The sequence below is a fragment of the Kitasatospora sp. NPDC093806 genome (assembly GCF_040683335.1).
Taxonomy (GTDB): domain Bacteria; phylum Actinomycetota; class Actinomycetes; order Streptomycetales; family Streptomycetaceae; genus Kitasatospora.
Map to the genome: position 1 here is coordinate 1 of NZ_JBFBDO010000113.1, position 26,004 is coordinate 26,004.

Genomic DNA, 26,004 nt, shown 5'->3' on the forward strand with positions numbered 1-26,004 from the left:
GCGGTGGCAGGGGCGCCCGCCGCACGGGTGGGCGCCGGGCGCGGGGACCGGCTCGGCTTCGGACGGGCCGTGCCGCCGTGGTCGGCGCCGTCCGCCGGGGATGCGCCACCGGCCTGCGGACCTTCCCCGGCAGCCGAGCCGGCCGAACCCGCCGGACCGTTTGAACCACTGGTGGGCTCGCTCGGGCCGGCGGCCGTTGCCGTCGGCGAGGTGTTCTCGCCGCTGGTCGGCGGTGGCAGCGGGGACGGCGCCGGGACCGGCAGCAGACCGGGCGTCGCCGAGACGGCGGGGGAGGGCGAGAGCGGCGGGGTCGCCGAGGGCCCCGGGAAGGCGACGACCCCCGAGGACTCGTTGCCGGACCCGGGTCCGCACATCGCCAGCACGGCCGCCAGCCCCGCGACGACCCCGGCCGCGCTCACGCCCCACGTCCACCGCCGCCGCCGGGCCGCCGCGTCGGCGGCCGCGAGCGCCTCCGGTTCCCAGGGCGCCATGGCGGCCGGTGCGGCGGGTGTGGTGGCTGCGGCCGCTGCGGGCGGCGGGGCCGGTACCGGCGGGGGCTGCCAGGCCTGCGCCGGCCACTGCCACTGCGCGCCGGCGGACGGCCCCGCCCCGCCCGCGGCTGCCCCGCCCGTCGCCGCCCCGCCCGTGGATGCCCCACCCGCCGCTGCCCCGCCACCTGCCGATTGCCCGCTCATGTCCCTCGTCCTCCTGTCGTCGCCCGGTCACGGCGCCCGGCCGCGGCGCCCAGCGGCTGTCGTGCTCGCTGATGCGCCGTCGTGCCGCGCCGGGTCGTACGGAAACCGGGCCCGAACGGCGCCGCCGCGCGACGCCCGTTCCCGCCGTACTCAACGAGCGCGCCGACGGCGGGACATGACTCGGAAGAGGGTTCCGACCGGCTCCCACCGGCACGCCGTCACTCCGCCCGTACGCTGCCTGCCGTACCCCGGGTGCGCTCCCCGGGGCTCCGCCACATGCTGGGGACATGGAAACCACCAGCACGTCCGACGCCGCGAAGCCCCTGGTCGAGGTCGCCGACTTCCGCACCGACAGCCGCTACCGCCTGGTCCACTTCGCGGGCCACGGCTGGGAGCCACTCGGCCCCGAGGAGCTGGAACCGCGGATCCACCAGCTCTTCCCCGACCTCGACCCGCACGATCCGGCCCGCGTCCACTGGGCCGACCGCCCCTGGGAGTGGCCCGCCTGGCACCCGGGCGAGGCCTGACGAGAGGTCTGGCGGAGGCCCGACGGAGGCCCGACCGCAGGTGTGACCGGAGGCGTGACATCCGCCCGGGTAGGGTTGACGCGGCTCATTGACGGTCCCGGTTGACGCGGACCGCGTACGGGTGGCCGCCGGACATCACGGGGAGGGGGACGCGGATGCGCGGATCACGGACGGACGAGCAACGGACGGACGAGCAGCCGACGAGCACCACCGGCTACGCCGAGGCGGCGGAACAACTCGCCACCCAGTACGAGGCCGTGACCTTCGCCGAGGTCCACCGCGAGGCCCTGCACCTGTTCCCGGCCGGCCCGGCGGACGTCCTCGACGTCGGCGCCGGCAGCGGCCGGGACGCCGCCGCGCTGGCCGCACTCGGCCACCGCGTGGTGGCCGCCGAACCGACCGCCGAGCTGCGCCGGATCGGCGAACGGCTGCACACCGGCAGCGGCGTGCGCTGGGTCGACGACGCGCTCCCCGGCCTGCCCCGGCTGACGGCCGCGGGCGACCGCTTCGACCTGCTGCTGCTGACCGCCGTGTGGATGCACCTGACCGCCGACGAACGGCCGTTGGCGATGGACGCGCTCGCCGCACTGCTCGCCCCGGCCGGCCGCGTCGTCCTCACCCTCCGCCACGGCCCGGTCCCACCGGGGCGGCGGATGTTCGACGTGTCACCCGAGGAGACCGCCGAACTCGCCCGGGACCGCGGCCTGCGCCCCCTGCTGCACGCCGAACGCGCCGACCTGCACGGCCGTTCGGGCGTCCACTGGACGATCCTGGCCTTCGAACGGAACCCGAGCGATTCCACGGCGGCCTGACGGAGGTCCGCCGGGCGCATCGGTGAGCCGGCGGAGCCGCCGTCGCTCCGGCCCGGGTGGCCGCGCTGTCGTCAGCGAGCGAACTTCTCGATGGCCTCCGGCGTGACAGGAGTGAAGAAGTTGACGAGGTTGCCGTCGGGGTCGCGGAGCAGGAGCGAGCGGTTGCCCCAGGGCATCGTGGTGGGCTCGGTCACGAAGTCGGCGACGAAACCGGTCAGGTTCCGGTACACGCCGTCCACGTCGGCGACGAGGAATTCGATGATCACGGTGTTGTTGTCGGCCGGACGGGCGGAGCCGGGCGCGAACAGTGCCACGGTGCGGGTGCTGCCGATCGCGAGGGTCGCGCCGGCGGTCTGCAGTTCGGCGAAGTCCTCGGTGGACCAGTCCGCCCGCACTCCGGTGGCTCGCTCGTAGAAGTCGACGAGGCGCGCGATGTCGCCGGTGATGATCCGGGTCGAAACGAAGTCCATGGTGCTCTCCTCGGGTTGGTGAAGCCGTTGCACCCCGGACGCTAGAGCAAATAGTGGACAGAATCGGTCCGGTATCGAGGCTAGGCTCGTGGACATGGCCCGACCCACCAGCCGTGTGCTCACCCTCCTGGAACTCCTGCAGTCGGGCGGCATCAGAACGGTGGCCGAACTCGCCGACCGGCTCGGCGTCGACGGGCGCACCGTGCGGCGGTACGTGGACCACCTGGTCGACCTCGACATCCCCGTCGAGGCGGTCCGTGGCCGCTACGGCGGGTACCGCCTCGCCCCCGGGTACCGCCTGCCTCCGCTCATGCTCAACGACGACGAGGCACTCGCCGTGCTGCTCGGCCTCGTCGCCGGCCGCAGGACGGGGTTGCTGACCGCGACCGAGACCGCGACCGATACCGCAGGCGAGACCGCGGCGGCCAAGATCCGCCGGGCACTGCCCGAGCGTCTGGCCCGCCGGCTCGACGCCGTCATGGAATCCCTCGCCTTCACGGCTCCCCCCGCCGTGTCGGCCACCCCGGAGACAGGGGTCCTGCTCACCGTCGCCGATGCGGTACGCCATCGCCGTCCGATCTCGATCAGGTACACCACCCGGGACGGCCGACGGAGCGAACGCGCGTTCCACCCGTATGGGATCGTCACCCACACGGGCCGGTGGTACGTCACGGGCACCGATCCCGAGATCGGCCAGGACCGGACCTTCCGGCTCGATCGCATCGCGGACGCGAGGACGCTGCCGGGCTCGTTCGAGCCGCCCGCTGGTCTCGACCCGGCACAGCGCGTCCTGTCAGGGCTCGCCGAGGCCGCGTACCGGTACGAAGTGACCCTGCGAATCCATGGGACGGTCGAACAGATCCGCACCCGGCTCCCCGCAAGCGTCGCGACCGTGGAGGAGCCCGCACCCGCGGAAGGAACGGACCCGCATGCCGAGCGTTGGCTCCACGTCGAACTGAGGGCGGAGCGGCTCGACTGGCTGCCTCCCGTCCTCGCCTCGCTCGACCGGCCGTTCGTCATCGAGCGACCGGACGAACTCCGAGACCTCGTCATCGCGCTCGCCGACCGGCTCGCCGCCTCTGCCCGCCGAGCCTGACGTCGCTGCCCACGGCGAGAACCCCGCTGCGGATTCCCAAGCCCACTTGGTCTCCGATCCGCACACGTCGGGTCCACGCCGACCGTGTGGCTCAGGTGCCGAGGAGGGACTTCAAGGTCCGCGCGGTGGCCCGGGGGAAGGCGGTGTTCCCGTTGTGGCCGCCGGGGAACCCGACCGGTGCCGTGCCGAGCAGTTCGGCCAGGGCGAGGGCGCAGCGGTAGGTGTGCACGGTCGGCCGGGTGGTCCGGCCCGTGGCCGGGAGGATGCGGGTGCCTGAGCGGGCCGCGGCGGCCGCGAGCTCGGCCGGGGTGAGCCGGTCGGTGGTGATCGCGGTGAACTCCGTCCCGATGAAGTGGTCGAAGTTGGCCAGCCGCCGGGGAGTCAGCGGCTGCGGGGTGAGCCCGTCCTCGGTCCGGTCGTGGGCGGGGTCGATGCCGAGGTGCCGGGCGATCGCGGGGAAGGCGGCGGCCGCTCCGCCGGTGGCGTGGGCCGCCTGGATGGCCAGCAGTTCGCCGATGTGCTCGGCGCGGTCCGCCGGGGGCAGCAGGTTCGGCAGCACGGGCTCGTGCGCGATCAACGTGCCCAGCAGCCCCGGGTGGCGGTTCACCACCTGGAGGCCGATCGCGGCGCCCATGCTGAACCCGGCCATCAGCACCGGCCCGGCGGCTCCGACCTCCCCCGTCACCTCGGCGAGCAGCAGCGCCACGTCGTCGGCATGGTCGGCCATGGTGACGGGGCGGGCGGGGTCGTCGAGCGTGCTGCGGGACAGCCCGCGGCGGTCGTAGGTGACGACGGTGAAGGTGTCGGTGAGCCGAGGGACGAGGTCGACGGTGCGGTCCGCGTCGCCCTCGCCGCTCTGGGCGAGCAGCAGGACGGGCCCGGCGCCCTCGACCCGGTAGTGGAGCGTGGCACCCGGGACGGCGAGCGCGCTGCCGGCGGTGGCGGTGGTCGTGGTCATGGTTGGTCCCCCTCGGTTCCGTGCTCTCGGAGCTGATGGGACGACCATAGAGCATCGAAATAGATACATCAAGATAGATGCATCCATGGAGATGTATTCTGGCGACCATGAACGGAGTCGAACTCTTCCTCCTCGGGCGCACCCTCATGAAGATCGGCGAGCAGGCCATGCCCGAACCGGAGTCGGGGTCGCGCGGCTCGGTCCGCTCGGTGCTGGTCACGCTCGGCGACATCGTCGCCAATCCCGGGACGACGGTAGGCGAGATCGCCGCCCGCACCGGCCTGCCGCAGAGTCAGGTCTCCACCGCCGTGGCCCGGCTGACGGAAGCGGGTTCGGTCGACACCGCGCCCGACCCCGCCGACCGCCGCCGCCGACTCGTCCACCCCGCCGCGACCCCGTCCGCCCGCGTCGCCGAGGTCCGGGCCGCGACGATCGACGACGCCCTCGCCGCCGCGCTCGCCGCCCCGGACGGCTCCGCTCCGGACCCGGCCGTGCTCGACGCCGTCACCGCCGCCCTGGCCACCCTCGCCCGCCACCTCGCGCCGGGCGCGGTGGCCCGGCCGCGCTGACCCGGCCCTCGCCTTCCGGGCTCTCGCCTTCCGGGCTCTCGTTCTGCGGGCGCTCGTTCGCCGGAAAGCGGGAGCGCCCCCGGCCCGGAGTGCGGGCCGGGGGCGCTCGGTTCCCGGGTCAGGGGGTCGTGCAGACGGCGGTCGCGCGGATGGACTCGTCCACGGTGTTGGTGTTGGTGCCGCGCACGACCCAGGCGCTGCCGTTGGCGTAGGAGTCGGTGAAGAAGATCTTGAAGGCGCTGGTCTGGCCGCCACCGCCGGTGGGTACCTGCCCGGACGGACAGGTGACGGTGGCGAACCCGTTGCCGCCCGCGTGCACGACGACCCAGTCGCCGACGACCTGGGTGTGCGCGGCGAGCAGCGACGAGTTCAGGAGAGCCGGGTTGTTGGGGACGGAGACGGGCGGCTTCTCGGCCGGCTTCGCGACGGGCGTGTCGTCGGCGACGGCGGCCGCGGCGCTCCCGGCCAGGATCCCGGCGATGGTGAGGGTGGTCAGGGCGAGGTGCTTCATGCGGGCCATGCTGGCCTCCAGGGGTGTTGGGGTTTGGCTTCGGCTGCTCTCGATGGAGGGGGCTCCCTGGGTCAGGGCGACTTCCTGCATCGCGGCTGATGCGTACCCGAACGATCCGCGCCCGTCGTCGAGGGGGACGGTGAGCGACCCGAGCGGCCGAATGGCTGAGTTCCACCGGGCTAATAGTCGGATTGGCTGCTGATTCTGTGCGCTGAACGGCTCCGGAGACCGTTCCGCAGTGCCGGTCCGGCGAGGCTTCAGGGCCGCGGCGCTACCGTCGGGGAGGTGTGCGGGGCGCCCGTCTCGCCGGACCGTCCGGTCACGGCGTCGCGCTGGACCGTCGCGTCGGGAGCGTCGCGGTGATCACCTCGACGGGAACCGGGCAGTCGGCCGTCAGGCGGGCCAACTCCCTGCGCCGCGCGGGGCGCCGAGCCTCCCGGAGGCGGCGGGCCGCGCGCCGGGCCGCGCCCGGGCGGTGGCCCGGGGGAGTGGGCGCCGGGCTGCGGCCGTTGGGGGTATCGGCGGGGGGTGCGATCAGGAGCAGGCCCGCGATCCGGTCCGGGTGGGCGGCCGCGTACCGCAACGCCGGTGCCGCCGTGGCCTGGTGGGTCACCAGGACGGGTCGTGAGCGGACCGGTTCGAGCAGGGCGGCGAGCCACTCCTCGTCGTGTGCGGCGGCACCGGCCGAACGCCCGCAACCCGGCAGATCCGCGGCGAGCGCCGGTCCAGTGAGGCCGGAGGTGGCCTGCCGCCAGGCGACGGTGTCCGCGTCCGGTCCGAGGAGCAGCACGTGCCGGGGTTCGTGACGCTCCCCGCGCAGAAAGGTGCGGACACCCGCGAGCTCGGTGAACTCACCTTCCATGGACGCTGATTGGACGTCATCGGGCACGTCGCCCGCGGGCTCGTCGGCGCCGAACCCGTCGGCGACCAGGCGGGTCGCCCAGCGGCGCAGCAGCTCCGCCACCGGTGGGTGCCGGAGCCCGGCGGCCTCGGCGAGCCGGTCGGCGGACGTCGTGTCGTAGGTGTCCTCGGTGAGGAAGGTGAGGGTCTCCGGATCGGCGCCGGTGAGGGCGCGGGGCAGCCGCCGCACCAGTCCGACCGGCACCCGGCCCCGGGGCGCGGGAACGCCCAGGTGCTCGGCGACGAGTGCGATCAGTTCGGGCAGCGGTGGCGTGGCGGGGTCGAGCACGGTGTGGGAGTGTGCCGGTCCGTCGTCGAACTCCGGTACGGCGGCGAGGAACCGGGCCAAGTGGTCGACCGCCACCACCGGCAGGAAGGTGCGGGCCGTGCCCGGCAGCAACGGCAGCCGGCCCGACCAGAGTTGTCGGACGAGCTCGGCCAGGCCCAGGTACTGCCCGGCCTCGCCGGTGACCGAATGGCCGATCACGCTACTGGGGTTGACCGTGCTGAGCGGCACGCCGAGCCGGGCGGCGGTGACCCGGACGGCGGCGTCGCCGAGTTGCTTGGACGCCTCGTACGCGCCGAGCTCGGCGTACAGGGCGTCGGTCTCGGCGGGCGGGAGGGGGTGGCGGGGCGCGGTGTCCCGGCCGACCCGGTAGCCGGAGAGGTGCACCAGCCGGCGCAGCTCCGGCCGGGTCGCGGCCCAGTGCAGCGCGGTGAGCGCGCCGTCGACGTTGGCGGCGTGCGCCTCGGCGCGGTCGAGGCCGAACCGGTAGCGCGCGGCGAGGTTGTGGACGTCGCGGACCTCGGCGAGGCGGGCGTCGTCCTCCGGCGTCAGGCCGAGGCCGGGGCGGGTGAGGTCGGCGGCGACGGTGGTGAGCGGGCGGTCGTCCACACCGTGCGCGCGCAGCCAATGGCGCAGCTCCCGATCGCGCGGGCCGGTGTTCTGGGCGCCGCTCTGGCTGCCGCCGGGGCGGACCGCGGCGGCCACCGGTTCGCCCCGGCCGAGGAGTTCGAGGACCAGCCAGCGGCCGAGGAACCCGGTGGCCCCCAGGACCAGGGTGCGCGGCGGGTTCGGAGGAGTGGTCACGAGGTTCAGCTCCTTCTCTGTAGACCGGTCTGCCTAATTAAGTAGACCGGTCTGCATATTTTCTGGGCATGAGTGTGAGGTGGAGGAAGAATAAGTAGACCGGTCTGCATATTTTATCGGCGAACCGATGGGCGGGCACCGAAGGGGCGCCCGCCCGTGTGTGGTCCGTCAGCCAGCGGGCTGCGCCACCCGGTTCGCCTTGACGCCGCGCGCCGCCTTCCCGGCGGCGCCCGCACCCGACCCGAGGGCCTTCGCCCCGATCAGGTGGCGCACCGCGTGGGTCGCGTCGTTCAGCGGTTCGACGGAGCGGCGCACCTGGGCCAGCAGCACCGCGCCCTCCAGCAGGGCGAGCGCCTGGCCGGCGGCGACGTCCGCCTCGGCGGCCTCGAAGCCCTCCGCGGTCAGCCGCTCGGCGAGCACCCGCTGCCAGCTCGCGTACACCTCGGCGCACACCTGACGCAGGGTCTCGTTGCTGCCCGAGACCTCCAGGCCGACGGTGGCGATCGGGCAGCCCTTGGTGTACCCGGACTGCGCGAGACGCTCGGCGAAGGCCTGGGCCAGCCCGGTGACCACGGTCGCCGTGTCGGCACCCTCGCGGGTCAGTACGGCGAGCAGCTCCTCGATCTCCTGACCGGCCTGGATCAGCGCGGCGGCGACCAACTGGTCCTTGCCTTCGGGGAAGTGGAAGTAGAGCGACCCGCGTGGCGCGCCACTCTCCGCCACGACCTGGTTGAGGCCGGTCCCGAAGTAGCCGTGTGCTTCGATCAGGCTCCGCGTGCCGGCAATCAGCCGGGCGCGGGTCTCCTCGCCTTTGACTCCCATGCAGAAAACAGTAGACCGGTCTGCATATTTTGTCGAAGCCTTACCTCCCGCCCCACAGCCACCGGGCCGCGCGCCCACCTCAGGCGCCAGACGTTCCGGAGAAGGTCACCAGCGAGCCCGCCCGCTTGCGCGAAGGACCGCGAGGCGGACGGCCGTCAGGCTTCGAGGAGGAGCCGTAGAAGAAGGCCAACGCCTCGGAGAGGGCTAATCCGCGAACCGGAAGGGCGAGCGGTGCCACGGAGCGCCGGGCGCGTTCCGCTCGGCGGCCCAGCCGACCGGCAGGTCGGCCAGCTCCCGGATGCCCGGCTCGTGCTCGATCGCGGCCCAGATGCACATGGCCGCGCAAGCACCGGCGAGGTTCGGGTCGTTCACGCCATCGCCGACGAGCCAGGCGTTGTCCTCGGTGTGCCCGACGAACAGCGCCGGAAGGTCTCCGTTCGCCACCGTCCATTGAACGACGGCCCCGAGGTTCGGGGGAAACTCTGCGTTCTCGAAGGGCCAGGGGAGCGACCGGAATATCTCATGCACGGGAGCACGCTACGGCATCCCCAGCCGTGTTCGGCCGGAGAGCTCCTGGGCCCTGACCAGGCGATCACCGACCGGGTTCGAACCTGTGGATGCGACCTCGTGGCTGTCGCCGGCTCTACCGGGCAGGGCATGCTGGCATGGCAGTGGGGCGCTGATCACGACCTTTCTCGGAGCGGCCTCGGCGACGGTGGGAGCGCTGCTGGCGCTGCCGATAGGCGAAGAGGTGTGGGCATCGAGTAGCCCCGTCCGCTCCCTCAGTGGGTGCAGCGGGCCAGGTGCGCCCGCTGCTGCAAGAGCCTCGGCCACGCTCCCATGCTCGTCTCGGTCCGCCGGTTCGAGGAGTTCCCCCGCACTCACGAGGGCTTCCCAGAAGTCCGCGGGCCGTCCGCGGGCGGCCCGCGGACCACTGCGTGCGAGTGAGCGGAACACGCTGGCCAACTCGCCCGTGACGAACCAGCGCGATAGGCCCAGGGCATGACCGCTTCCCATACCGCCCATGGCACCCCACGCGGTCCGCAAGTGTTTCGCGATCAGCAGCTCCGTCCCGTCGAGCTGCTTGGGGGCATCGAACACACCGAGCGATTCCATGAGTTCGCCGTACAGCTCCTCCTCGCCCAGGCGGAACTCGCGCTGCATCCGCTCCGGATCACCGTGGATCCGGTGCCGCACGTCCGACTCCGGGATGCCCAGTGCCTGACCGACGGCCAGCACCGCGTCCCACCACCACCGCGTCCCACCACCACCGCGTCCGCGCGGCGAGTTCGCCGCAGACCGCGGCCGGCGTTGCCCCCGCCCGCAGCCGTTCCCCGGCCGCCACGCCCAAGGCCTCGATGACCTCGGCTCCGCCACTCGACATCTCGCCCACTCCCGCTGGCCTCCCTGGGTCGACCGGCCGACCTGCTGGCGGTCATTCTTCCGCGTGGACCGGCAATGAGATTCGCCGGGGCGGCAGGGAATCGCCGCTGCATCGAGTTGTCGGGGCCCGCTCGGCATCCGCATCCGCATCTGTATCGGGCGTCTGGCCTGGCCGATGAAGCCAGCGGACCAGAGCAGGTTCGCTGCACTGTCGGTGCCCCCGGAGGGCAGCCGGGTGGAGGCGAAAGAGCTGTCCAAAAGGCGGAGCTTGGTGAGCACGGGGGCGCGGCGGCAGGAATGCCAGTCCGGACACCCCACGGTGCCAAGCCGTCAGATCCTGGGCTGTGGGTGTGGGCTTGGCGTTCGAAGCCTCGCTGGCGATCAGGAGGTGTCGGTGGTGTGAGGACTGGTGAAGTCCCACAAGGTGGGTGCGTTCGCGGCCTCGTACTCCGAGGCGATGCCAAAGAGGCTTCCGCAACTCGGGCACTCCGCTCGGCCGAACAGGTGTGTAAGGCCCCAGGCGAACCTCGTCTGCTCGTCCCGTTCTGCCAGCCCATACAGCATCCTTCCGACGCCAGTCAGCGCGTCTGCCGTGGCCGGCTGCAGCGGAATCCGATGGACATCTCCCAGATCCCAGTCCCGGACTGAGGAGTAGCAGCCGTAGTCGCCGATCACGATCGTTACGGCTGCGCGGCAATGCGGGCAGGTGACTGTGTAGAAGGAGTCGGAGAAGTCATCCAGGGCCTCGAACCAGAGGGGTTGGCGATCAAAGGCGAGTATCGCCTGCAGCAAGCGGAGATAGGTTCGACGGTCCTGACCGGGTGCCAGGCGCGCGGCGGCCAGATCCCGTAGCCGTGCCAGCGTCGGCTCCTGGCGGGCCACCTCATCGTCGGCACCGTGGTGGTTTTGGAGCAGGCCGCCCGCTATGGCGCCGGCCAGGTCGAGCGCCCAGTCTCCGGAGGCGGTGGTCTCGGCGATGTCCGCCAGTCGCGGTAACGCGGAAATGCTAGCCGAGGAGATCGTCCCCTGATGGCACAGGCGCCCCCAGAGCCTGTCGATCGCGTCCTGGTCGCGATCGGCTGCCCGTTCCAGAAGTCGGGGTACCGCAGCCGCCGCGCCGTAGGCATCGTGCAGAGTAGACCAGTCGATCATCCGGCGATTAAACACGCTGCTGAAGGCCACCGCGGATTCGGCTGCGCTGCTGCGAGGATGCCGGATGGCGCTGATCTTCACCGAGGCATTTGAAGCCTGGTCGGTGGAAGGCGTCCATTCGGCGCCCGCACAACCGCCACCATCACGGGTGCCGGGACCGCGGCCCGCTCTATCGGGAGACTCCACACGGGGGTGAATCCACCTGGCACTCGAGAGACCAGCGAAACAGCTGGCTCACACCGTTACTGGCGAGGAGTTGGGGCTGGTTGGCAGAGGATGGCACGTTGTCCCCGCTTTGGGGCTCGGTTGTATGTCGGCGTGGGGCGGCGGGCTGCCGGAGTGACTGGGGTGCACCGACGGGGGCGATCGTGACGGCGGCGTTCTCGAACGTCCCGCCCGGGGTGGGTGGCGCGAGGGTCTGGGCGTCCAGAGTGGTGAAGCATCGGGAAGCCTCTGGGTGCCGGGGCCGCCCCGCCCTCGCGGGGGGGGCGGGGCGGTTGCCGGTGGGGTCAGGTGTAGTAGGGGGAGTCGAGGTCGAGGCTGGCAGCTCGGACGATCTCGCCGTCGAACAGGCGGGTCGTTGCCGGGGAGCCGGCGCGGCGGGCTTCTTCGGCGAAGGGGCCCTGGGCGAAGGCGAGGGCGTTCTCGGCGCTGTCGAACTCGTAGAAGCCGCCGATGGTGTGGGTGCCGATGCCGGACAGCCACGTCTTGCGGATCAGGCCCGGCGCGGTCTTCAGGGCCGCGTTGACCTGCTGCCAGTCGAACTGGTCGAACGGTACAGCTGCCTGGATCTCGGTGTAGAGGAAGGTCTTGCCCATCACGAACCTCCTGCTTCGGGGCCGGTCCGGCCCGCGTCACTAGTACGTGCGTCCTAGTGGCTTGAGCTTGGAGTAGGATGCGCGTACTAGTCAAGGGGGGTTTGCAATGGCGGCGGACACGAAGGCCCGCATGATCGGCGCGGCGATCGGGCTGCTGCAGCGCCACGGGCTGGCCGCGATGTCGTTCACCGAGGTCCTGGCCGAGAGCGGGGCCGCGCGCGGGGCGATCTATCACCACTTCCCGGGCGGCAAGCAGCAACTCGCGCTCGAAGCCGCCCGCCGCAATGCCGAGGACGTCCGCGGGCACCTGGGCGAACTGCCGGACGGCTCGCCGCGCGAGGTGCTGGAGACGTTCCTGGGCAACGTCCGGCCCGTGGTGGAGGCGTCCGCCGGGGGTGGTGGGTGCGCGGTCGCGGCGGTCACCGTCGACGGCGGTGCGGCCATCACCGACCAGGGTGGTCTGCTCGCCGTCGCGGCCGAGGGGTTCGCCGGCTGGGTCGACGAGCTCACCGGCAAGCTCGCGCGGGCCGGGATGAGTCCGTCCCGGGCCGCCGAGCTGGCCACCCTGATGGTCGTCACGCTCGAAGGCGCCCATGTCCTCTGTCGCGCGGCGGGCAGCATCGCGCCCTTCGACCGGGCCGCTGCCGCCCTGCTCTCCGCCCTTCCGAGTGAGGGTTGACCCGGGGCTGGGGGCGGGAAACGGTTTCCGGAATCGGGGCGCCATCCCCTAGCGTGCCGCACATGACACAGAGTCACCTCTCCCGCGCCGGGCGGCGGAACGCTCGCGGCGGCGGCCGCAGCGGTGTGGTCGCCGCCCTGCTCGCCTCCGCCCTGGGCGTCACCACCGTCGCGCTGACGACCCCGGACGCCGCGCCGCAAGCCCCGGCGCCCGCCGCCCCGTACGCGCCCGTCGCCGCACCGGCGCCCGGTGACGTCCTGGTCGACGAGAGCTTCGGCGGGCCCGGCCTGCCCGCCGGCTGGTCCGCCGTCGAGGGGGACTGGAAGGTCGAGAACGGCCGGCTGGTCGGCGCCTCCGCCAACTGGAACCAGCAGACCCGGATCACCTTCGGACGCCACCTCACCGACTTCCGGATCGAGGTCACCGCCCGGTTCGAGACCGTCGTCGACGCCGCCCGCTGGACGGCGCTCGGCCTGGACGTCCCCGCGAGCGGCGTCACCCCGTGGTCGATCGCCACCATGCGGTCCGGCACCACCGCCGGCAACGGCCTGGAGTTCGCGCAGCGCACCCCCGCCGACAGCTGGTCCGTCACCAACACCGCCGTCGCCCCGGCCGCCGCCGGCACCGGCCGCGACGTGCGGATCGCCGTCGAGGTGCACGGCAACTCCGCGCGCTGGATCTTCGAGGGCAAGGAGGTCATGCGCACCAGCCAGGTCGCCCGCAGCGCGGACGGCGGGCAGGCGCTGATCGTCAACGGCGCGCGGGTGTCCTTCGACGACCTCAAGGTCACCGCGCTCGCGCCGGGCGCCTTCCGCCGCGGGCCCGGCGCGCCGCTCACGGTGTTCGCCCACCGCGGCGCCTCCTCCGCCGCCCCGGAGAACACCCTCCTCTCCGACGAGGTGGCCCGGCGGGCCGGTGCCGAGTGGATCGAGAACGACGTCCAGCCGAGCCGGGACGGCGTCCCGTACGTGCTGCACGACGACACCGTGAACCGCACCACCAACGGCCAGGGCCGGATCCGCGACCTGACCGCCGCCCAGCTGGACGCGCTGGACGCCGGCGCCTGGTTCGGCCCGGCCAGCGCCGGTGCCCGGGTGCCGAGCCTGGCCGCCCAGCTGGACGACCTGCGCACCCGCGGCGGCAGCCTGCTGCTGGAGATCAAGGGCCCGCACACCCGCGACGAGGTGGCCCGGATCGTCAAGGACGTCCGCGACCACGGCATGACCGGCCGGGTCTTCGTCCAGAGCTTCGAGGTCGACGCCCTGCGCTACACCCGCGAACTGGCCCCCGACCTGCCGCTCGGCCTGCTGCGCGGTTCGCTCGACACGGACCCGGTGGCGGTCGCCCGCGACCTGGGCCTGTCCGCCTACAACCCGTCCGACGCGGCCCTGTCGACCCGCCCGGAGGTGGTCGGCGCCCTGCACGCGGCGGGTGTCGCGGTCAACGTCTGGACCGTGGACACCGCCGACCGCTGGAAGGCACTGGACGCGGCCGGGGTCGACGGCGTCATCACCAACCGCCCCGCCGAGCTCGCCGGTTGGCTCTCGGCCCGGCAGTAAGGGGTCTCCTGGGCGCGGCACGGCACGGCCGGCGCGGCGGATCACCGACGGCCGACGGTGGGCCGGCCCGGCCCCACGACCGGGCCGACCCACCGCAGCGCTCCCGCCCGCCGGTCTCGTCAGCCGGTCTCGTCAACCGTTGTCGGCCGCCGTGTCGGCGTCCGCCTGGGCGGCGGCGGCCTCGGCGGCGTCCAGCTTCTGCTGGAGGTCGGCCGACTGCGCGCTGTCCGCGTCGGAGGCGGCGCCGATGGAGGCGTCCGGTCGGCTCCCGGCGCCGCTCCCGTGGTCGCCGACCGGGCCGCAGGCGGTGAGCAGCGCGGTTCCGGCGAGGAGGAGGGCCGCGAGTACCGCGACGGGTCGGCGGCTCACTTGCCGGACCCGGACCCGGACCCGGAGCCGTTGCCGCCGCCGGCCCCCTGGTCGTGGGCGGCGCACCAGGTCGACACGGACTTGAGGTCCTTCTGCCGCGCCTGGAGGGTGGTGACCAGCGCCTTGCGGGAGGTCAGCCGGCCGTTCAGGTAGGTCTCGATCTCGGTGTGGCCGGCGGCCTTGGCGTCCGCGACCCGCTGTTCCAGGCGGGCGACGGAACCGACGACGGTGGCGTTGCCGTTGAGCCGCTCCAGCGCCTTGCCGATGCGCTCCTCGGTCTTGGGCAGCCGCTTGCAGATGCCCTTGGCCCCGTCGCTCTTCGGGGTCGAGGCGGCGGTCGGGGCACCCGACGGCGAGCCCTTGCCGCCGCCGGCCTCGGCGGCCTCGGCGGGCGCGGCGACCAGCAGCGAGCCGGTCAGGGCCAGCGCGCCGAGCGCGGCGGCCCGGCGTCCGGCGGAGTGGCGGTTGGCTGCGGGCATGGGACGTCCTTCCGACGGCGCGGGCCCGGTGCGGTGGCCGGTCACGGGACCGGACGCACCAGGGTGGTCGGCAGGAGAGTAGGACGGCTTCTTGTGGAATCCCTGTGGAACGGGAACGGGAACGGGAACGGGACGGACGGGCGTGGGGCGGACGCGGAGCCGGGACCGCTCAGCCGCTCCGCGCCGCGATCCAGTCCCGACGGGCCGGCAGCTCGACGGTCGGCGCGTCCGGGCGGGGGAGCGGCAGCGTCACCTCCACCCGGCACCCGGTGCCGTCCGGCGGCGTGGTGACGGCGACTGTGCCCCGGTGCAGGGCGGCCTGCTGGGCGACCAGGGTGAGCCCGAGGCCCGAGCCGGGGCTGTCCCGCCGCCGGCGGAACCGCTGGAACACCGCCTCCCGCTCCTCCGGCCGGATGCCGGGGCCCGCGTCGTCCACGGTGAGCCGGACCGCCCGGCCCTCGGCGCCGAGCCGTACGGTGACGCGCGCCGCGGCCCCGTCGGCGCGGCCGTGCACGGCGGCGTTGCCGAGCAGGTTGGCCAGCATGATCCGCAGCCCCGACTCCCAGCCGAACACCCGCAGCTCCTCCGGGGCGTCCACGGTGAAGGCAGCCTCCGGGTGACGTCGCCGGGCCTCGGCGGCCGCGGTGTCGACGAGTTCGGCGAGGTCCACCGGCTGGAACGCGTCCACCTGGACGAGGTCGCCGCGGGCCAGCGCGCTCAGTGCGGTGAGCAGGTCGAGCAGCCGGGTGTGGTCGTCCCGGAGCTCGGCCACGATCTCCGCCCGGTCGACGGCCGACAGGTCGGGGTGGGCGGCCAGGACGTCGAGGTTGGTCCGCAGGCTCATCAGCGGGGTGCGCAGCTCGTGCGAGGCGTCGGCGGAGAACGCGCGGGCGGTGTCCAGGGCTCGGGTGGTGCGGCGGGCCTGCTCGTCGTACCGGGTCAGCAGCAGGGCGAGGGCCGCGGAGAGCTCGTCTACCTCGGCGGTCCCGGTCCGCTCGGGGACGAAGCCAGGCCGACCCGGCCCACCCGCGGAGGTCGCACCACCCGCCGGGGCCGTGGCCGCCGGGTCCAGCAGCGCGGCGCGCCGGCTGAGGCGGCGCAGCGGGGCGGTGGCCCGTTCGGCCAGCGCGAAGGCGATCAGCGCGGACACCGGCGCCGACACCAGCGCCACGAGCAGCACGCGCCGCCGCACCGCGGCCGTCTGGCGCTCCGCCGGCCCGGTGGGCGTGAGCACCCAGAGCACACCGGTACCGCCGCCGCTACCAGCCCCAGCCCCAGTACCACCACCGACGGCCACGGTGAGGACCCGCCAGGCACTGCCGTGCTCCCGCACCGTGACCGGTCCGCCCGGGCTACCCGGGCCGGCCGGACCGGCCGGGAGCACCCCGGGACCGTCGGGCTGCGGACCGACCGACAGCAGGACCGTGCCGTCCGCCCCCGCCACCCGCACGCCGAGGTCGAGGGCGGCGTCCACGACCTTGCGCTGCTGGTTCTGCTCGGCCTTGGGACGGCCCCGGCTGTCGGCGGCCACCAGCGCCCGGGCGTTCGGCAGCAGGGCGGTCGCGCGGTCCTCCAGGCGGGCGTCCTGTTGGTGCCGCAGGTCCCGGCCGACCAGCGGCAGGAGCAGCAGCCCGGCGAGCACCACGAGCAGCGGCACCACGACGGCGGACCAGAGCGCGATCCGGGTGGAGAGCCTCATCGCGGACCCGGCCCGGTGCCGCCGGGCAGCCGCAGGACGAAGCCGACGCCGCGCACGGTGTGGATCAGCCGGGGCCGCCCGCCGGCCTCGGTCTTGCGCCGCAGGTAGCTGACGAAGGTGTCGACGGCGTCGCTGCGCACCTCGAAGTCGTAGCCCCAGACGCGTTCCAGCAGCAGCTCGCGGGAGAGCACCAGGCCGGCGTTCCGGGCGAACTGGGTGAGCAGTTCGAACTCCCGGCGGGTGAGGCCGAGTTCCTCGCCGTCGAGGTGGGCCTGGCGGGTGCCGGGGTCGATGCTGAGCGGTCCGGCCACCAGCCGGTCGACCGGTTGCGGCGGGCGGCGGCGCAGCAGGGCCCGCAGCCGCAGCACCAGTTCCTCCAGGGCGAACGGTTTGACCAGGTAGTCGTCGGCGCCGGCCTGGAGCCCGGCGACCCGGTCGGCGGCCTCGTCGAGGGCGGAGAGCATCAGGACGGGGACGTCGTCGCCGTGGGCGCGCAGGGTGCGGCAGACCTCGACGCCGCTGGGACCGCCGGGCATCGACACATCGAGGACCAGGACGTCCGGCGCGTCGGCGCGGGTGCGGGCGAGTGCCGTCTCCCCGTCGCCGGCGAGCGCCACCGTGAAGCCGCTGAGGCGCAGGCCGCGCTCCAGTACCCGCCGGATCGCCGCGTCGTCGTCCACCACCAGGACCCGGCCGGCCGTCCCCGTCCCCGGCCGCGGCCCCGGCACCGTTCCCGGTACTGGCCCCGTCCCGTGGCCGGAGCCGCCGACGGCCCCGGCACCGCTTCCCTGCATCGGTACCTCCTCGCATCCGGGCGCCGACCCTCTCACACCCGCGCACCGGACCGCCCCCGAGGGTGCTTACCGCCGGCGGGGGGCGGGTGCGGGCCGACCGGCGGGGGTCTGGGAGAGTGCCGGGCATGACACTTCGCTGCGCTGTGCTCGACGACTTCCAGGGTGTTGCCACCACGATGGCGGACTGGTCGGGGGTGGCCGACCGGGTGGAGGTGGTGGCGTTCCGCGAGCACTTCGGGTCGCCGGCGGAACTGGTCGAGGCGGTGGCCGACTTCGACATCGTCGTGACGCTGCGGGAGCGGGTGCCGTTCCCGGCGGAGGTGTTCGAACGGCTGCCGCGGCTGCGGCTGCTGGTGGCCTCGGGCATGCGCAACTCGGTGATCGACTACGCCGCGGCCCGTGCGCACGGGGTGACCGTCTGCGGGACGGGCAGCGCGTCGACGCCGCCGGTGGAGCTGACCTGGGCGCTGCTGCTGGGGCTGGCCCGCGGGCTGGTGACGGAGAACGCGGCGCTGCGGTCCGGCGGCCCGTGGCAGAGCACGGTGGGCGCGGACCTGGCGGGGCGCCGGCTGGGGCTGCTCGGCCTGGGGAAGATCGGCGAGCGGGTGGCCCGGGTGGGGCTCGCGTTCGGGATGGAGGTGGTGGCGTGGAGCCGCAACCTGACCGAGGAGCGGGCCGCCGAGGTGGGCGTGGCCCGGGCCGGGTCGCTGGCTGAGCTGCTGGGCGGGAGCGACTTCGTCTCGGTCCACCTGGTGCTCGGCGACCGCACCCGCGGGCTGCTCGGCGCGCCCGAGCTGGCGCTGATGAAGCCGGGCGCCTATCTGGTGAACACCTCGCGGGCGGCGATCGTCGACCAGGACGCCCTGCTGGCCGCGCTCGCCGAGGGGCGGATCGCCGGGGCGGCGCTGGACGTGTTCGACGAGGAGCCGTTGCCGGCCGACCACCCGGTGCGGACCGCGCCCGGGCTGCTGGCCACCCCGCACCTGGGGTACGTGTCGCAGGAGAACTACCGCCGGTACTACGGCGACGCGGTGGAGGACATCGCCGCCTTCCTGGCCGGCACGCCGGTCCGCGTCCTGGGCTGAGGCCTCGGACCGAGCGGACGGGTCCGGCCCGTCACCCCACCGCAGGGTGACGGGCCGGATCACATCGGCGGACGTCAGGAGACCGAGACCGCGCTCCAGGCGGCGGCGACCGCCTTGTACTCGGTGCTGTTGAGGCCGTACAGGTCCTTGGCGGCGTTCAGGGACGCGGTGCGGGCGCCCTTGTAGTTCGTGGTGGAGGTCATGTAGACGGTCAGCGCCCGGTACCAGATCTTGGCGATCTTCTGGTTGCCGATGCCGGTGACGGTGGAGCCGTTGCAGGTCGGGCTGTTGTAGGCGACGCCGTTGACGGTCTTGGCACCGCTGCCCTCGCTCGCGAGGTAGAACCAGTGGTTGCCGACGCCCGAGGAGTTGTGGACGTCGAGCTGGCCGACCTTGCTGGTCCAGCAGTCGGCGGAGCGGCCGTCCAGGGAGGGCTTGTCGAAGCGGCGCAGCCACGGCGGGGTGGACTGGTCGCTGAACAGGTAGTCGCCCTTGTCCACGGCGTTGTTGGCGTACCACTCGACCATGGTGCCGAAGATGTCCGAGGTGGCCTCGTTGAGGCCGCCGGACTCGCCGCTGTAGCGCAGGTTGGCGGTGGCGCTGGTGACGCCGTGGGTCATCTCGTGGCCCATGGTGTCGAGGTCGACCTGCTCGGGGTCGGTGGTGCCGTCGCCGTCGCCGGTCATCATGCAGAAGCAGCTGTCGGACCACTGGGCGTTGTCCCAGTTGGTGCCGACGTGGACGAACACGGTGGCGCCCTTGCCGTCGTTCTTGATGCCGCTGCGGCCGAAGGTGTTCTTGTAGTAGTCGTACGTCCAGGCGGTGTTGGCGTGGGCGTCGACGGCGGCGGTGGCGCGGTCGGTGGAGAACTTCTTGCCGTCGCCCCAGACGTTGTCGGCGTCGGTGTAGAGGGTGCCGGAGCTCGCGTTGAGCGAGTTGGCGGAGACGTTGTGGGCGTCCTTGGTGATGTGGCCGCGCAGCGGGTCGATCAGCGCGTAGCCGCCGCCGCTCTGCGCGGTGGTGTCGATGGTGATGTCGCCGGTGTACTCGGAGTGGCCGGTGCCGCTGGCCTGGTGCTCGGAGTCGTAGGCCTCGATCTGCGCACCGCTGTCGGCGTCGGTGACGACGACGCGCCCGGCCGGCTGGCCGTGGTCGCCGGTGCCCTGGACGGTGGTGCGCCAGGCGAGGCGGGGGGTGCCGTCGGCGGCCCAGACGACCAGCTCGGGGCTGCTGCTGGCGTTGCCGATGCCGGGGGCGGCCGCCAGCGCGCGGCCGGCGGTGAGCTGGGCGGGCACCTTGGGGACGATGGTGCGCACGGCGGCGTCGTGGGCGGCGGCGCGGGAGGAGTCCTTGAGCCGGCCGCGGGAGTCCTGGTGGACCACCAGGTCGCCGCCGACCACGGGCAGGCCGAGGTAGGTGCGGTCGAAGCGGACGTGCTGGGTGCCGTCGGCGTCCAGCACGACGTCCTTGACCACCAGGTCCTGGCCGTCGGCGAAGCCGAAGACCGCGGCGTTCTTGGTGACGTTGGCGCGCGCCTGGGCGATCGCGGCGTCACGGCCGGTGGGGGCGGCGGACGCGGTGCCGGCGGTGACGGTCGCGGCGACGAGGGCGGCGGTGGCCGCTATGGCGCCGGCCGTGAGGAAGCGCCGGGAAGAGGAGGAGGGGCTCACTCTGACTCCAGTCGGGGGTTGCTGCACGTGGGGTGCAGGGATGAGAGCTGCGATGAGATTGACGGTGAGCGGTCATCCGGAGCTAGAGCGAGCGTCAGATCTTTGCCAATTCGTGTCCTGTACTGATCAAAAGTGATCGGTTATGAGTTGTCTGTTTACGCTCGTGGCATGACGGCCAACCACTCCCCGGTCCTCCAGCTGCTCTGGCGGGGCGACTTCACCGACCCCGAACTCACCGCCCTGCACGCCGCCGCCTTCGGCTCCGGGGCCACCGCGGCCGACCCGGCCGCCGTCGCGCCGGTGCCCTGGCGCGCCCGGGTGGAGCGGCACAGCCTCGGCTGGGTCTGCGCCCGCCCGGCCCCGGACGGTCCGCTGCTCGGCTTCGTCAACGTCGCCTGGGACGGCGGCACCCACGCCTTCCTGCTCGACACCGCCGTCTCGCCCGCCGCCCACCGGCGCGGCATCGGCACCCGCCTGGTGGCCGCGGCCGCCGACGGCGCCCGCGCGGCGGGCTGCGACTGGCTGCACGTCGACTTCGAACCGCACCTGCGGGCCTACTACCTGGACGCCTGCGGCTTCCGCGGTACCGACGCCGGCCTGCTCGCCCTCTGACGGCCTGCCGAACCGCCCACCCGTCCGTCGGCCGGTGCCGTACCCTCGCGGGATGGACGGATGGGTGGGGGCCTGGACCGGCGGACGGCGGGCCGTGCACGTCGGCAATGTGGCCGACTTCAACGACCAGTTCCTCGACGAGTCCCGCCATGAGTCCCGCGACGCGTCCCGCGTCGAGCGCCGCGAGCGCCGCATCCGCCAGGCGCACCACTACGCCGGCCTGGCCGTCGGCTACAGCCCAGACCCGGCCGCCCTGGTGCTGCCCGCCGAGGTCGACCGGTGCTGGATCGACTGGCTGGCCCGCGAACTGGCCTGGGGCCCGGTCGAACTGCACAGCGGCGTCGCCCCCGGCGGCACGGTGGCCCGGGCACTCGCCGCCCGCCCCGCGCTGGCCGCCCGGCTCGCGAACGGCCCCGAACCGGTGCTGTTCTGGGGCCGCACCGCCGCCCAGGGCGAGGGACCGGAACTCGCCGCGGTGCGCCGGTACGAGTCCAAGGCCGCCGCGCACGGACTGTTCGCCGCGCTCGCCCCGGACCACCCAGGCGTCCGGGTGCCCCGGCAGGAACCCGCCGACGGCCCGCGCCGGGCCGCCCGCCGACTGACCGGCCGAGCCGCCCGCGGGCTGACCACCGTCCTGAAGGCCCCGCACGGAGTGGGCGGGCACGGCACCGCCGTGATCACCCCGCAGGAGGTGTTCACGGCCGGCGGCGCGCGGGCGCTGCTGCGCCGCCTGGTCCGCGACGACGTCCTGCCGCCCGGCGGCGAACTGCTGCTGGAGGAGTACGTGGACGCCGGTCCGGCCCGCTCCGGCCGCCTGCGCGACCTCACCTTCGACGCGGTGATCGGCCCGGACGGGCGGGTGCACCCGGTCGGCGTCGGCGAGATGGCCGTGGACGGCACCCGCTACCAGGGCGTGACGGTCGGTCCGGGCGTGGTGCCGCCCGGCGCCGCCGCCACCGCCGAACGCTTCGGGCTCGCGGTGGGGGAGCGGCTGGCCGCGGCCGGCCACCGCGGCTGGTACGACGTCGACTTCGTCACCGACCGGGAGCGCCGGCTGGCCCCGACCGAGGCCAACCTCCGGCTCACCGGACCGGCGGTCGCCTTCGTGCTGCGCCACCGGCTGGACGAGGTGCGCGGCCCCGGTCACCTGGTCCGCACCCTGGACGCGATGCCGCTCGGCGCCCGGCTCTCCCAGGAGGCGCTGTTCGGGCACCTGGAGCGGCTGCGCCCGCAGTGCGCCCGGCTGGGGGTGACGCTGCTGCCGCTGATCGTGACGGCCGGCTACGAGCCGGAGCCGGCCGTCGGTCTGGCGCTCGCCGCCCGCGGGGTGGAGGCGCTGGACGCCGCGGAGGCCCTGCTCGGGGCGGCCCACCACGCGCTGGGCCGGATGTTCGAGGCGCTGCGCTGAGCTCCGCTGCCCCGGATCAGACGCCCTTCGGCTGCCGCGGGTCCGTCGGGCGCCAGGCCAGGAACCGCACCACGACCCCGGCCGCGACCATCAGGGCGATGTTGAAGACGTAGACCAACCACACCTCGTTGGACCACACCGACCGGTCGACGGTCCGGTACAGGTTGTCCTGCGGCCACCAGGCGGCCAGCAGCCAGAACACCGACAGATGGGCGGCGACCGAGAGCCCGATCGGCCGCCCCAGCCGGCCGATCACCGCGGCGCCGACGAACAGCCAGGCCATCCCCAGGCCGAACGACGCCCACTCGAACAGGTAGAGGACACGGAAGAAGGCGTCGTACGGGGAGGGCACCAGCGAGACGTCCGTCGAGCCCGGCCAGAGCAGCTGGGTGAGCATCCAGGCGGCGACCGCGAACGGCACCGCCAGCGCCGCCGCGCCGCAGCCCCACGCGGCGGCACCGTCGCGGTCCGGGTCGCCCGGCCGCCGGCCGGCGCCCTTGCCGCCGTACCCCTTGCCGCCGCGCGCCCGGCGCGGGGCGGTGTGGCCGGCGGGCGCGGGCAGCGGCAGCGCGCCCCGGTCGAGCTTGCCGGCCCGGGTGCGCGGCAGTTCGGGCAGCGGCACCACGGCGGCGGGCGCCTCACCCGCGGGCAGCCGGCCGACGAGGTGGGCGGTGAGCGACCAGCCGTCGGTGTCCGCCGCGCCCGGCACGGTCACCGCGTACCCGACCAGCTCGCGCCGGCGGGGCGCCACCTCCACCTCGACGACGGCCGCCTCCCGCACCCCGGGGTGCGCGCGCAGCCGGGCCTCCGCGGCGACGGCCCGCAGCACCCGCCGGGTCACGTCGGCTGCCGGAGTGACGCCCGGCCCGACCACGCCCTCCGCGCGGGCGACGAACTCCAGCGTGCCGTGCCGGTCGAACCGCCCGAGGTCGCCGGTGAGCAGCACCCGCCCGTCCGGGTCGAAGGCCGCCCGGACGAACCGTCGGTCGCTCTCCCCGGGCCGGTTGAGGTAGCCCCGGCCGAGGCCGGGCCCGGCGAGCGCGATCTCGCCGACCGTCCCGTCCGGGACGCGGGCGCCGTCCGGGCCGAGCACATAGACCCGCGCCCCGGCGAACGGCACGCCGATCACCGACAGCGAGTCGCTGCCCGGCACCTCGTCGACGCCCCGGACCTCGAAGTACGCGCTGTCCACGGCGGCCTCGGCCAGCCCGTACACATTGACCACCCGGGTGGCGCGGCCGAGCAGCCGCTGCAGCGCCAGGTGCTCGTCCAGCCACCACTTCTCGGCGCCCACGGTGAGCAGCCGGACGCCGGGCAGTGCCGCGCCCCGCGCGTCGGCGCGCTCGGCGAGGTGCGCGGCCAGCCGGCGCGCGGTGCGGACGTTCAGCTCCAGCACGCTGATCCGCTCGACGGCGACCAGCGCGGGCAGTTCGGCGATGTCGGCGCCGCGGTCCAGGGTGAGGTTGCGCGGGGCGACCACCAGCGTGGCGCCGGAGCACAGCGCCCGCACCCAGTCGGCGGTGAACACGTCGAACTCCAGGCTCGCCGTGCTCAGCACCCGGTCGGCGGGGGAGATGCCGTACGCCTTCAGCCAACCGCGGTGGACGGCCAGCAGGTTGCGGTGCTCGACCACCGGACAGCGGGGCGCGCCGGTGGTGCCCGAGGTGGTGAACACCACCGCGGCGTCCTCCGGGCCGAGGGCGACGGGGGGCGGTCCGGCGGGCAGGGCGGCGATCTCGGCGGCCGCCGAGTCCACGCAGACCACCGCCCGGGCGCCGGCGTCGGTCAACCGGATCCGGTGGTTCTCCTCGGTGACCACCAGGGCCGGCTCGGCCTCGCCGAGCAGGTGCCGCAGCAGCGGGTCGGGCGCGCCCGGTTCGAGCGGCAGGTACGCGGCGCCGGTCTTCAGCACGGCGAGCAGGGCGACGTACACCTCGGTGCCGCGGCCGAACGCGACCGCCGCCCGGCCGCCGGGGCCGAGGCCGCGGTCCGCCAGGTACCGGGCCAGCCGGTCGGCCCGGGCGTCCAGTTCACCGTAGGTCAGCTGCCGCCCGGCGCACCGGACGGCGACCGCGTCCGGCGCCCGCCGGGCGTGCTCCTCGAACCGCCCGGGCAGCGTCCCGGCCCGCCCCGTACCGACCTCGACCGGCTCGTTCGTTCCCGCCACGGCGATTCCCCCTCCAGGTCGCACACGTCGCACAGGTCGCACCGTCCTGGCCACGGGGACACCGGCAGCGGGCCCCGCGGTTCCCCCCATCCTCCCGCCAACTTCCCTGCGGGAAAGGCGGAACGGCCGAACCGCCCGACCGGGGGCGGTGTCCGCGAGGTGGACACCGGACCCGCCGCCCGGGCCGACGGTTGTACTCTGCACGCGGACGGTCGGGGCCGGCCCGGACCGTCGGCAGACCTCGGAGGCCCGCACCGCATGACCACGCCCAGCACCCCCGTCACCCCCGGACCCGCCGCCGCCGAACCCGTCGCCGAAGCCGTCGCGCCCCTGCTGCGCACCCGGGACGTCGCCGTGGTCCGCGACGGACGCCACCTGCTGCGCGGCATCGACCTCGCCATCCACCCCGGCGAGCACTGGGCGCTGCTCGGCCCCAACGGCGCCGGCAAGTCCACCCTGCTCGCCCTGCTCGGCGCCGTCTCCCACCCCACCCGGGGCGAGGTCGACGTGCTCGGCCGCCGGCTCGGCCGGGTCGACATCCGCGAGCTGCGCGCCCACCTCGGCCACGTCAACCCGCGCCACCCGCTGCGCTCGCCGCTGACCGTGCGCGAGGTGGTGCTCACCGGTCTGACCAACACCATCGAGCCGGACCTGCACCGCAAGCCCGCCCCGGAGGAGCTCGACCGGGCCGAGCGGCTGATCGACACGCTCGGCATGACGGCGGTCGCCGAGTCCCCGTGGACCACCCTCTCCCAGGGCGAACGCGGCCGGGCGCTGATCGCCCGCGCGCTGATGCCCAGCCCGCGACTGCTGCTGCTCGACGAGCCGGCCACCGGCCTCGACCTGACCGCCCGCGAACTGCTGCTGGACAGCCTGGACCTGCTGCGCCACCAGCACCCCGAGCTGGCCAGCGTGCTGGTCACCCACCACCTGGAGGAGCTGCCGGAGTCCACCACCCACGCGCTCCTGCTGCGCGACGGCGAGACGGTCGCCGCCGGCCCGGTCGCCGAGGTGATGACCACCGAGCTGGTCACCGCGACCTTCGGCCACCCGATCCGGATCACCCGCCACGAGGGCCGCTGGACCGCCCGCACCGCCACCACCCGCCGCAACCCGACGCCCTGACCCCCGGCTACCCGAGGTTCGCGTACGGGTCGCTCCCGTCCGGCAGGGCGCCCGCGGCCACGGTGAAGTTCGCGTCCACGGCGGCTCCCCCCGCCGGCATGAACCGCACGGTCACCACCATCCACCTGCCGTCGACCCGCTTCTTGAACTCGACATCGCCGAGCGGACCCTTGAGCGAGGGGTCGTCCACCTCCCGCCAGCCGTTCGAACCCGCCAGCGCTCGGTAGTGGTCACGAACAGCGGCGCTCGGGCCGGAATAGCCGAAGTGGACTTCCAGATAGGACCACCCGTCCCCGTCGTCGTCACAACCGGAAAGCCTCCTGAGCTCCGAGGCCCCACTCGGCACCCCGGCCAGCAGGTCGAGCGAAGCAGCCGCCGCCGTGATCTCGTCCCGGTCACCACACGGGTCCGACTCGACCAGAGCGCAGCCGCCCAAGGCCAGGACGGACGCCAGGCACACCGGGAGGAATTTCATCATCCTCATCTGATTCCTCTGATTCCTCATCCTGTTCTGCTGCTGTGGACGGGGGTGGGCCGGGGCTTGGAAGCCCCGGC

Annotated in this window: 25 protein-coding genes and 2 pseudogenes; 10 read left to right on the forward strand and 17 right to left on the reverse strand. The window is 74.2% G+C overall.

Going from position 1 to position 26,004, the window contains the following annotated elements; translation table 11 throughout:
• A pseudogene (locus AB0N76_RS33365) lies at positions 1 to 491 on the reverse strand (hypothetical protein); the annotation flags it as partial.
• Between the two features lie 491 nt (positions 492 to 982).
• On the opposite strand from AB0N76_RS33365, the gene AB0N76_RS33370 reads away from it, so the two are divergent.
• Together AB0N76_RS33370 and AB0N76_RS33375 are read left to right on the forward strand one after the other, a co-directional pair.
• The gene (locus AB0N76_RS33370) at positions 983 to 1,222 is read left to right on the forward strand and encodes a hypothetical protein (RefSeq protein WP_363563655.1); all 240 of its coding nucleotides are present in this window, start codon (positions 983 to 985) and stop codon (positions 1,220 to 1,222) included.
• A 155-nt stretch (positions 1,223 to 1,377) separates the two neighbouring features.
• Positions 1,378 to 2,034 carry a class I SAM-dependent methyltransferase gene (locus AB0N76_RS33375; protein WP_363563657.1) on the forward strand — a complete coding sequence of 219 codons (657 nt, stop codon included), beginning with the start codon at positions 1,378 to 1,380 and terminating at the stop codon, positions 2,032 to 2,034.
• Positions 2,035 to 2,105: 71 nt separating this feature from the next.
• Here AB0N76_RS33375 and AB0N76_RS33380 read toward each other — a convergent pair whose 3' ends face one another.
• Positions 2,106 to 2,504, reverse strand: a complete 399-nt coding sequence (locus AB0N76_RS33380) for a VOC family protein (protein WP_363563659.1) — start codon at positions 2,502 to 2,504, stop codon at positions 2,106 to 2,108.
• Between the two features lie 94 nt (positions 2,505 to 2,598).
• On the opposite strand from AB0N76_RS33380, the gene AB0N76_RS33385 reads away from it, so the two are divergent.
• Positions 2,599 to 3,600 carry a YafY family protein gene (locus AB0N76_RS33385; protein WP_363563661.1) on the forward strand — a complete coding sequence of 334 codons (1,002 nt, stop codon included), beginning with the start codon at positions 2,599 to 2,601 and terminating at the stop codon, positions 3,598 to 3,600.
• A gap of 91 nt (positions 3,601 to 3,691) precedes the next feature.
• On the opposite strand, the gene AB0N76_RS33390 is transcribed toward AB0N76_RS33385, so the two are convergent.
• Complete coding sequence (locus AB0N76_RS33390; RefSeq protein ID WP_363563663.1) at positions 3,692 to 4,558, reverse strand: alpha/beta hydrolase; 867 nt, start codon at positions 4,556 to 4,558, stop codon at positions 3,692 to 3,694.
• A 107-nt stretch (positions 4,559 to 4,665) separates the two neighbouring features.
• Between AB0N76_RS33390 and AB0N76_RS33395 the strand changes: the two genes are divergently transcribed.
• Positions 4,666 to 5,127 (forward strand): helix-turn-helix domain-containing protein, encoded by a 462-nt coding sequence (locus tag AB0N76_RS33395; RefSeq protein ID WP_363563665.1) that lies wholly within the window; start codon positions 4,666 to 4,668, stop codon positions 5,125 to 5,127.
• Between the two features lie 118 nt (positions 5,128 to 5,245).
• Here AB0N76_RS33395 and AB0N76_RS33400 read toward each other — a convergent pair whose 3' ends face one another.
• The 7 genes from AB0N76_RS33400 to AB0N76_RS33430 form a co-directional block, all read right to left on the reverse strand.
• Complete coding sequence (locus tag AB0N76_RS33400) at positions 5,246 to 5,638, reverse strand: hypothetical protein (protein ID WP_363563667.1); 393 nt, start codon at positions 5,636 to 5,638, stop codon at positions 5,246 to 5,248.
• 319 nt (positions 5,639 to 5,957) lie between these two features.
• Entirely contained in the window at positions 5,958 to 7,628 is a 1,671-nt protein-coding gene (locus AB0N76_RS33405) for an SDR family oxidoreductase (protein WP_363563669.1), read from the reverse strand.
• 168 nt (positions 7,629 to 7,796) lie between these two features.
• The gene (locus AB0N76_RS33410) at positions 7,797 to 8,450 is read right to left on the reverse strand and encodes a TetR family transcriptional regulator (RefSeq protein WP_363563671.1); all 654 of its coding nucleotides are present in this window, start codon (positions 8,448 to 8,450) and stop codon (positions 7,797 to 7,799) included.
• Between the two features lie 204 nt (positions 8,451 to 8,654).
• Positions 8,655 to 8,894: a hypothetical protein gene (locus tag AB0N76_RS33415; RefSeq protein ID WP_363563673.1), complete on the reverse strand. Its 240-nt coding sequence runs from the start codon at positions 8,892 to 8,894 to the stop codon at positions 8,655 to 8,657.
• A 93-nt stretch (positions 8,895 to 8,987) separates the two neighbouring features.
• Positions 8,988 to 9,689: a hypothetical protein gene (locus AB0N76_RS33420; protein WP_363563675.1), complete on the reverse strand. Its 702-nt coding sequence runs from the start codon at positions 9,687 to 9,689 to the stop codon at positions 8,988 to 8,990.
• 525 nt (positions 9,690 to 10,214) lie between these two features.
• Positions 10,215 to 11,066 carry a hypothetical protein gene (locus tag AB0N76_RS33425; RefSeq protein WP_363563677.1) on the reverse strand — a complete coding sequence of 284 codons (852 nt, stop codon included), beginning with the start codon at positions 11,064 to 11,066 and terminating at the stop codon, positions 10,215 to 10,217.
• Positions 11,067 to 11,494: 428 nt separating this feature from the next.
• Positions 11,495 to 11,803 carry a hypothetical protein gene (locus AB0N76_RS33430; RefSeq protein WP_363563679.1) on the reverse strand — a complete coding sequence of 103 codons (309 nt, stop codon included), beginning with the start codon at positions 11,801 to 11,803 and terminating at the stop codon, positions 11,495 to 11,497.
• A 106-nt stretch (positions 11,804 to 11,909) separates the two neighbouring features.
• Here AB0N76_RS33430 and AB0N76_RS33435 point away from each other — a divergent pair, with 106 nt between their 5' ends.
• Both AB0N76_RS33435 and AB0N76_RS33440 read left to right on the forward strand, forming a co-directional pair.
• Complete coding sequence (locus AB0N76_RS33435) at positions 11,910 to 12,482, forward strand: TetR/AcrR family transcriptional regulator (RefSeq protein ID WP_363563681.1); 573 nt, start codon at positions 11,910 to 11,912, stop codon at positions 12,480 to 12,482.
• Between the two features lie 62 nt (positions 12,483 to 12,544).
• Positions 12,545 to 14,041, forward strand: coding sequence for a glycerophosphodiester phosphodiesterase family protein (locus AB0N76_RS33440; RefSeq protein ID WP_363563683.1), 1,497 nt, complete (start codon positions 12,545 to 12,547; stop codon positions 14,039 to 14,041).
• Positions 14,042 to 14,173: 132 nt separating this feature from the next.
• Here AB0N76_RS33440 and AB0N76_RS33445 read toward each other — a convergent pair whose 3' ends face one another.
• From AB0N76_RS33445 to AB0N76_RS33460, 4 genes are all read right to left on the reverse strand, one after another.
• Positions 14,174 to 14,410, reverse strand: coding sequence for a hypothetical protein (locus AB0N76_RS33445; protein ID WP_363563685.1), 237 nt, complete (start codon positions 14,408 to 14,410; stop codon positions 14,174 to 14,176).
• A complete protein-coding gene (locus AB0N76_RS33450; protein WP_363563687.1) occupies positions 14,407 to 14,889 on the reverse strand; it encodes a hypothetical protein in 483 nt (160 codons plus the stop codon). The genes AB0N76_RS33445 and AB0N76_RS33450 overlap by 4 nt, the downstream gene beginning before the upstream one ends.
• Positions 14,890 to 15,058: 169 nt before the next feature.
• On the reverse strand, positions 15,059 to 16,588 hold the full coding sequence (locus AB0N76_RS33455) for a HAMP domain-containing sensor histidine kinase (RefSeq protein WP_363563689.1): 1,530 nt from the start codon (positions 16,586 to 16,588) through the stop codon (positions 15,059 to 15,061).
• Positions 16,585 to 17,382 carry a response regulator transcription factor gene (locus AB0N76_RS33460; RefSeq protein WP_363563691.1) on the reverse strand — a complete coding sequence of 266 codons (798 nt, stop codon included), beginning with the start codon at positions 17,380 to 17,382 and terminating at the stop codon, positions 16,585 to 16,587. The genes AB0N76_RS33455 and AB0N76_RS33460 overlap by 4 nt, the downstream gene beginning before the upstream one ends.
• A 125-nt stretch (positions 17,383 to 17,507) precedes the next feature.
• Between AB0N76_RS33460 and AB0N76_RS33465 the strand changes: the two genes are divergently transcribed.
• Complete coding sequence (locus AB0N76_RS33465) at positions 17,508 to 18,467, forward strand: D-2-hydroxyacid dehydrogenase family protein (RefSeq protein ID WP_363563693.1); 960 nt, start codon at positions 17,508 to 17,510, stop codon at positions 18,465 to 18,467.
• 74 nt (positions 18,468 to 18,541) lie between these two features.
• Here the strand turns inward: AB0N76_RS33465 and AB0N76_RS33470 are convergent, their stop codons facing one another.
• The gene (locus AB0N76_RS33470; RefSeq protein ID WP_363563695.1) at positions 18,542 to 20,137 is read right to left on the reverse strand and encodes a M4 family metallopeptidase; all 1,596 of its coding nucleotides are present in this window, start codon (positions 20,135 to 20,137) and stop codon (positions 18,542 to 18,544) included.
• 168 nt (positions 20,138 to 20,305) lie between these two features.
• On the opposite strand from AB0N76_RS33470, the gene AB0N76_RS33475 reads away from it, so the two are divergent.
• Positions 20,306 to 20,749 (forward strand): GNAT family N-acetyltransferase, encoded by a 444-nt coding sequence (locus tag AB0N76_RS33475; protein WP_363563697.1) that lies wholly within the window; start codon positions 20,306 to 20,308, stop codon positions 20,747 to 20,749.
• A gap of 52 nt (positions 20,750 to 20,801) precedes the next feature.
• Positions 20,802 to 22,157, forward strand: a complete 1,356-nt coding sequence (locus AB0N76_RS33480) for a hypothetical protein (protein ID WP_363563699.1) — start codon at positions 20,802 to 20,804, stop codon at positions 22,155 to 22,157.
• Between the two features lie 16 nt (positions 22,158 to 22,173).
• Here AB0N76_RS33480 and AB0N76_RS33485 read toward each other — a convergent pair whose 3' ends face one another.
• Complete coding sequence (locus AB0N76_RS33485; RefSeq protein WP_363563701.1) at positions 22,174 to 24,324, reverse strand: AMP-binding protein; 2,151 nt, start codon at positions 24,322 to 24,324, stop codon at positions 22,174 to 22,176.
• A 258-nt stretch (positions 24,325 to 24,582) separates the two neighbouring features.
• Between AB0N76_RS33485 and AB0N76_RS33490 the strand changes: the two genes are divergently transcribed.
• A complete protein-coding gene (locus AB0N76_RS33490; protein ID WP_363563703.1) occupies positions 24,583 to 25,449 on the forward strand; it encodes an ATP-binding cassette domain-containing protein in 867 nt (288 codons plus the stop codon).
• Between the two features lie 7 nt (positions 25,450 to 25,456).
• Here AB0N76_RS33490 and AB0N76_RS33495 read toward each other — a convergent pair.
• A pseudogene (locus tag AB0N76_RS33495) lies at positions 25,457 to 26,004 on the reverse strand (hypothetical protein); the annotation flags it as partial.

Bases quoted from the DNA above. Each gene is read 5' to 3' on its own strand.
- AB0N76_RS33380 (WP_363563659.1), bottom strand. From the start codon at position 2,504: ATGGACTTCGTTTCGACCCGGATCATCACCGGCGACATCGCGCGCCTC.
- AB0N76_RS33455 (WP_363563689.1), bottom strand. From the start codon at position 16,588: ATGAGGCTCTCCACCCGGATCGCGCTCTGGTCCGCCGTCGTGGTGCCG.
- AB0N76_RS33370 (WP_363563655.1), top strand. From the start codon at position 983: ATGGAAACCACCAGCACGTCCGACGCCGCGAAGCCCCTGGTCGAGGTC.
- AB0N76_RS33430 (WP_363563679.1), bottom strand. From the start codon at position 11,803: ATGGGCAAGACCTTCCTCTACACCGAGATCCAGGCAGCTGTACCGTTC.
- AB0N76_RS33375 (WP_363563657.1), top strand. From the start codon at position 1,378: ATGCGCGGATCACGGACGGACGAGCAACGGACGGACGAGCAGCCGACG.
- AB0N76_RS33450 (WP_363563687.1), bottom strand. From the start codon at position 14,889: ATGCCCGCAGCCAACCGCCACTCCGCCGGACGCCGGGCCGCCGCGCTC.
- AB0N76_RS33440 (WP_363563683.1), top strand. From the start codon at position 12,545: ATGACACAGAGTCACCTCTCCCGCGCCGGGCGGCGGAACGCTCGCGGC.
- AB0N76_RS33395 (WP_363563665.1), top strand. From the start codon at position 4,666: ATGAACGGAGTCGAACTCTTCCTCCTCGGGCGCACCCTCATGAAGATC.
- AB0N76_RS33390 (WP_363563663.1), bottom strand. From the start codon at position 4,558: ATGACCACGACCACCGCCACCGCCGGCAGCGCGCTCGCCGTCCCGGGT.
- AB0N76_RS33460 (WP_363563691.1), bottom strand. From the start codon at position 17,382: ATGCAGGGAAGCGGTGCCGGGGCCGTCGGCGGCTCCGGCCACGGGACG.
- AB0N76_RS33465 (WP_363563693.1), top strand. From the start codon at position 17,508: ATGACACTTCGCTGCGCTGTGCTCGACGACTTCCAGGGTGTTGCCACC.
- AB0N76_RS33490 (WP_363563703.1), top strand. From the start codon at position 24,583: ATGACCACGCCCAGCACCCCCGTCACCCCCGGACCCGCCGCCGCCGAA.
- AB0N76_RS33410 (WP_363563671.1), bottom strand. From the start codon at position 8,450: ATGGGAGTCAAAGGCGAGGAGACCCGCGCCCGGCTGATTGCCGGCACG.
- AB0N76_RS33435 (WP_363563681.1), top strand. From the start codon at position 11,910: ATGGCGGCGGACACGAAGGCCCGCATGATCGGCGCGGCGATCGGGCTG.
- AB0N76_RS33385 (WP_363563661.1), top strand. From the start codon at position 2,599: ATGGCCCGACCCACCAGCCGTGTGCTCACCCTCCTGGAACTCCTGCAG.
- AB0N76_RS33480 (WP_363563699.1), top strand. From the start codon at position 20,802: ATGGACGGATGGGTGGGGGCCTGGACCGGCGGACGGCGGGCCGTGCAC.
- AB0N76_RS33475 (WP_363563697.1), top strand. From the start codon at position 20,306: ATGACGGCCAACCACTCCCCGGTCCTCCAGCTGCTCTGGCGGGGCGAC.
- AB0N76_RS33400 (WP_363563667.1), bottom strand. From the start codon at position 5,638: ATGAAGCACCTCGCCCTGACCACCCTCACCATCGCCGGGATCCTGGCC.